The sequence below is a fragment of the Clostridium sp. DSM 8431 genome (genome assembly GCF_900116755.1).
In the GTDB taxonomy this organism is placed as follows: domain Bacteria; phylum Bacillota; class Clostridia; order Clostridiales; family Clostridiaceae; genus Clostridium.
Window position 1 is genome coordinate 1 of sequence record NZ_FPBY01000236.1, and the last position, 4162, is coordinate 4162.

The 4162-nt window shown below is 29.9% G+C and carries 3 protein-coding genes; all 3 read right to left on the reverse strand.

Annotated features, from left to right (window positions below; translation table 11 throughout):
* Positions 1-134 precede the first annotated feature (134 nt).
* The 3 genes from ilvC to BM384_RS16000 all read right to left on the reverse strand — a co-directional run bounded on the left by ilvC (position 135) and on the right by BM384_RS16000 (position 4042).
* Positions 135-1157: a ketol-acid reductoisomerase gene (gene ilvC, locus BM384_RS15990; RefSeq protein ID WP_090015105.1), complete on the reverse strand. Its 1023-nt coding sequence runs from the start codon at positions 1155-1157 to the stop codon at positions 135-137.
* A 346-nt stretch (positions 1158-1503) separates the two neighbouring features.
* Entirely contained in the window at positions 1504-2985 is a 1482-nt protein-coding gene (locus BM384_RS15995) for a glycoside hydrolase family 43 protein (RefSeq protein WP_090015107.1), read from the reverse strand.
* 376 nt (positions 2986-3361) lie between these two features.
* Positions 3362-4042, reverse strand: a complete 681-nt coding sequence (locus tag BM384_RS16000; RefSeq protein ID WP_207650741.1) for a YoaK family protein — start codon at positions 4040-4042, stop codon at positions 3362-3364.
* Between the last annotated feature and the right edge of the window lie 120 nt (positions 4043-4162).

The window sequence follows — 4162 nt, forward strand, 5'->3', positions numbered from 1 at the left end:
TTTGTTATTTTTTAGTACACTTTTCTAAGGTTTTATAATATTTTTGTAACTGTTACTTAACCTCCCTTAAAATATAAAAAACCTATGTCCAATAATAATCAGACATAGGTTTCATCATCGAAACAAAAGATATATTAGTTATTGATTAATTTATCTTCACCATTCCAGCTGTATAACTTACGAATTTCTTCTCCAACAACTTCTGATGGATGTTCAGCTGCTATTCTTCTCATAGCTCTAAAGTGTGCCTTTCCACCTGCTTGAGACATATCTAATAAGAAGTCCTTAGCAAATGTACCATCTTGGATATCAGATAATACTTTCTTCATTGCCTTCTTAGTTTCTTCAGTTACTATCTTAGGTCCAGTGATGTAATCACCGTATTCAGCAGTATTTGAAATTGAGTATCTCATTCCTGCGAATCCTGATTGATAAATTAAGTCTACTATTAATTTCATTTCATGAATACATTCGAAGTAAGCATTTCTTGAATCATATCCTGCTTCTACTAATGTTTCAAATCCTGCTTGCATTAATGCACAAACACCACCACAAAGTACTGCTTGTTCACCGAATAAGTCAGTTTCAGTTTCAGTTCTGAATGTAGTTTCTAGTACACCAGCTCTTGCTCCCCCAATTCCTAATGAATAAGCTAGTGCTAATTCTTGAGCATGTCCTGTTGCATCTTGTTCAACAGCTATAAGACATGGAACACCTTTTCCTGCTTGGTATTCGCTTCTTACTGTATGACCAGGTCCCTTTGGTGCAATCATTGTAACATCTACATCTGCAGGTGGAACAATTTGTCCAAAGTGAATTGCAAATCCGTGAGCAAACATTAACATGTTTCCTGCTTCTAGGTTTGGTTCGATATCGTTCTTGTACATATCAGCTTGTTTTTCATCATTGATAAGAATCATGATTATATCAGCTAACTTAGCAGCTTCTGCTGCTGTGTATACTTTGAATCCTTGCTTTTCAGCTTTTGCCCAAGACTTACTTCCTTCATATAAACCAATAACAACATTACATCCTGAATCTTTTAAATTTAATGCATGTGCATGTCCTTGGCTACCATATCCGATAATTGCAATTGTCTTACCCTTTAAATAAGAAAGATTACAATCTTCTTGATAGAATATTTTTGCGTTTGACATAATAAATAACCCCCTTGTATGTCTTTATATAAATCGAATGAGGTATATGTTATACACCTCATTTATTTGATTACCTTATATTTACTACGGTACCTTTATTTATAAGAATACACTATTTTACAAAATTATTCAAGCAATATGATAAATTTAAAAATTTTAATATTTATCATGCACTTTATTAACAATTGAGAAATTTTATTACGACTTTAATACTCAAATGTCATTTTAATTCTCAATTTAATCAATTCTACTTTTTTTATTTGACATAGTAAAACGTTAACTTAATTCTTTCTCAAATTTAGATTTATTCTTATAAAAATAATATTATATTTTCTATTAATCCATATTACTCACATTTAAATTTACTGAATTCTGCCAAGTTTTTTCCAAAGGCATATAATCCAATAAGTACCCCTGTAAATCCTCCAGCAACTTCTGAAGATAAATATCTAGTCTGAGCTTTTCCTAAAGCAATTTCTTCATCACCATTCTTAATAAAGAAGCTATAATATCTATTATCTGAACGTATTATAATCTCTGCCTTATTACTATTTCCTAAAGACAATTTATTTTCCACAGATTTTATATCACCTATATTAAGTTTTTCCACAATTTCATAAACATCATCCACTTTTCTTATTGCTAAATCATAATGGTGATTTTCATCCATATACATGGTTATTCCACCTTCTCCACCTGAAACACTAACTTCATATCTTATTTCTGCATTAAAGTCCTTTTGGTGGATTCCTAAAAATGTTGGGTTTGAAACTTCTTCTAAAGTCACTTCACTTCCTTTAAGAACTAATTTATCCTTACTAAATTCATAGTTTTCATAAATAGGATGTCTTAGATAATACCAATCATTTTCTAATTTAGTATTAGCAAAAGTATATATCTTCTTTTCTTCTTGAATCACAGAATCAGGAATACAGTCAGTCTCAACTAAGTCTCTTGTAACTCCATTTTCACCAGCAGTAAACCATCCATCTTCATCAAACTTAACAGGTTCTAAGAATACTTCTCTTCCTAAATGATGAAACATTTCATATTTACTTATCTGTCTAAAACCTAGATGAACAATCCACCAGTTTCCATTATTATCTTCTACAAGGTCTCCATGTCCAATACCTTGAATAGCATATCCCCCTAAATTTCTATTTGTCAAAACAGGGTTTTTAGGATAATTCTTAAATTCTCCATAAGGTGAATCTCCCATAGTATAAGTAATCATGTGTCCATACTCAGTACCACCTTCTGCTGCCATTAAGTAATATTTATCTTTAATTTTGTACATATGAGGGCCTTCAACATAACGTCCTCCTGTACCCATCCATAATACCTTACTTCTTGTAAGTTTCTTTCCAGTTTCAATATCAATTTCACATTGAATTATTCCATCTACTCCATCATCATCAACACCAGTGCTTAAGAAATACACCTTATCTTCATCAAATAAAAGTGATGGATCAATTCCATCCTGCTCCACATAAATTGGATCAGACCATTCTCCATAAATATCATCTGTATATACATAAAAATTTTTTCTTAATGTTTCATTAGTTGTAACCATATAAAATCTTCCGTTGTTATATCTTATTGTTGTAGCAAAAACTCCTCCAGAACTTGCAACACCATCTAATTCTATTTGACTCTCTCTTGTTAAGCAATGACCAATTTGCTTCCAATTTATTAAATCTTTACTTTCGAAAAGAGGCACTGCTGGAAAGTATTGAAATGAGCTACACACTAAGTAATATGTATCTCCTGCTTTACAAACACTTGGATCTGGATAAAACCCTTTTATTACTGGATTATTATATTTCATTATTATTCCCTCCATATACCCTTACTTTTTTTATAACCTTTACATTCATTTTGAAATGTTTCACATTTTTTTCTACCTATATAATTTGTTATAAAATATATTAACAATTTTATATAGAATAAAAAGCAGGCATTAAGCCTGCTTTTTATTCTAAAGTCAAATTTTTAAGAGATACATTCTTAACTTTACTAAAGTTTCAATTTTATGATACTAGTAAAGCAAAGAATGTTATTGCAAATGTAGGTATTAACATCATATTTAAATTATAGTCAGTAACATACTCAGTTATTCCTACATAATTAAAAAATATAAATTTTTATTACTAATAAAAGTACAAAATAAAAAGCAACTATAAAAAGTTGCTTTTTATTTCAAACTATCTTAAAGAATAACCATTCTCTTCCTTCTTTAAAAACATCATAGCAAAAGTTAAAAACAATAAAATAGAAGATACTATTATTGCCCTTTCTCTAAATAAGTCTATAGAGAAATCACCTAATACTGCTCCTAAAGCAAAAGCAAATATAATTTGAAAATATAATATTCCCTTTTCTAAGTATAGCTTATTCTTTGTACTAATATAAGCCCATATATTCTCTGTACCACTTCTTAAATTACCAATACACATTGTAGTTGCAATACCATTGCCATTAATTTTCTTAAAACTTTGTACCTGAATTCCACAAGCAAAGGATGTAAGACTATTAGCTAATAAATTTAAATCTTGAGGTATAAAGCCCACAACTAATAATATAATAGCTTCACATAATACAGAAAATTGTCTCCAATGAAACATATTTTCTTCACTAACATGACTTTTAAACATACAAGCTAGTAATATTCCTATTGCAAAAGACACAACAGGTGAAAAATATGTAAATGCAGTTTTGAAATTTCCTTGTGATAGATTTATCCCAAATAAAAGTATGTTCCCAGTTTGTGCATTAGCAAAAACTTTATCTCTACATATATATGAATATGCATCCATAAATCCACCAGAAACCGCCAAAACACATCCTAACTCAAATGACTCTGACATCATCTTTATATCTTTCAAAATAAACCCTTCCTTCTTTAGCTAAATCTCCGTTGCCAAAACCTTATAAAACTTTATAAAGCTTGTTTGATTCCTTATTCAACCTGTCTGATTTTGTAATGAATAAATTCATATACTACT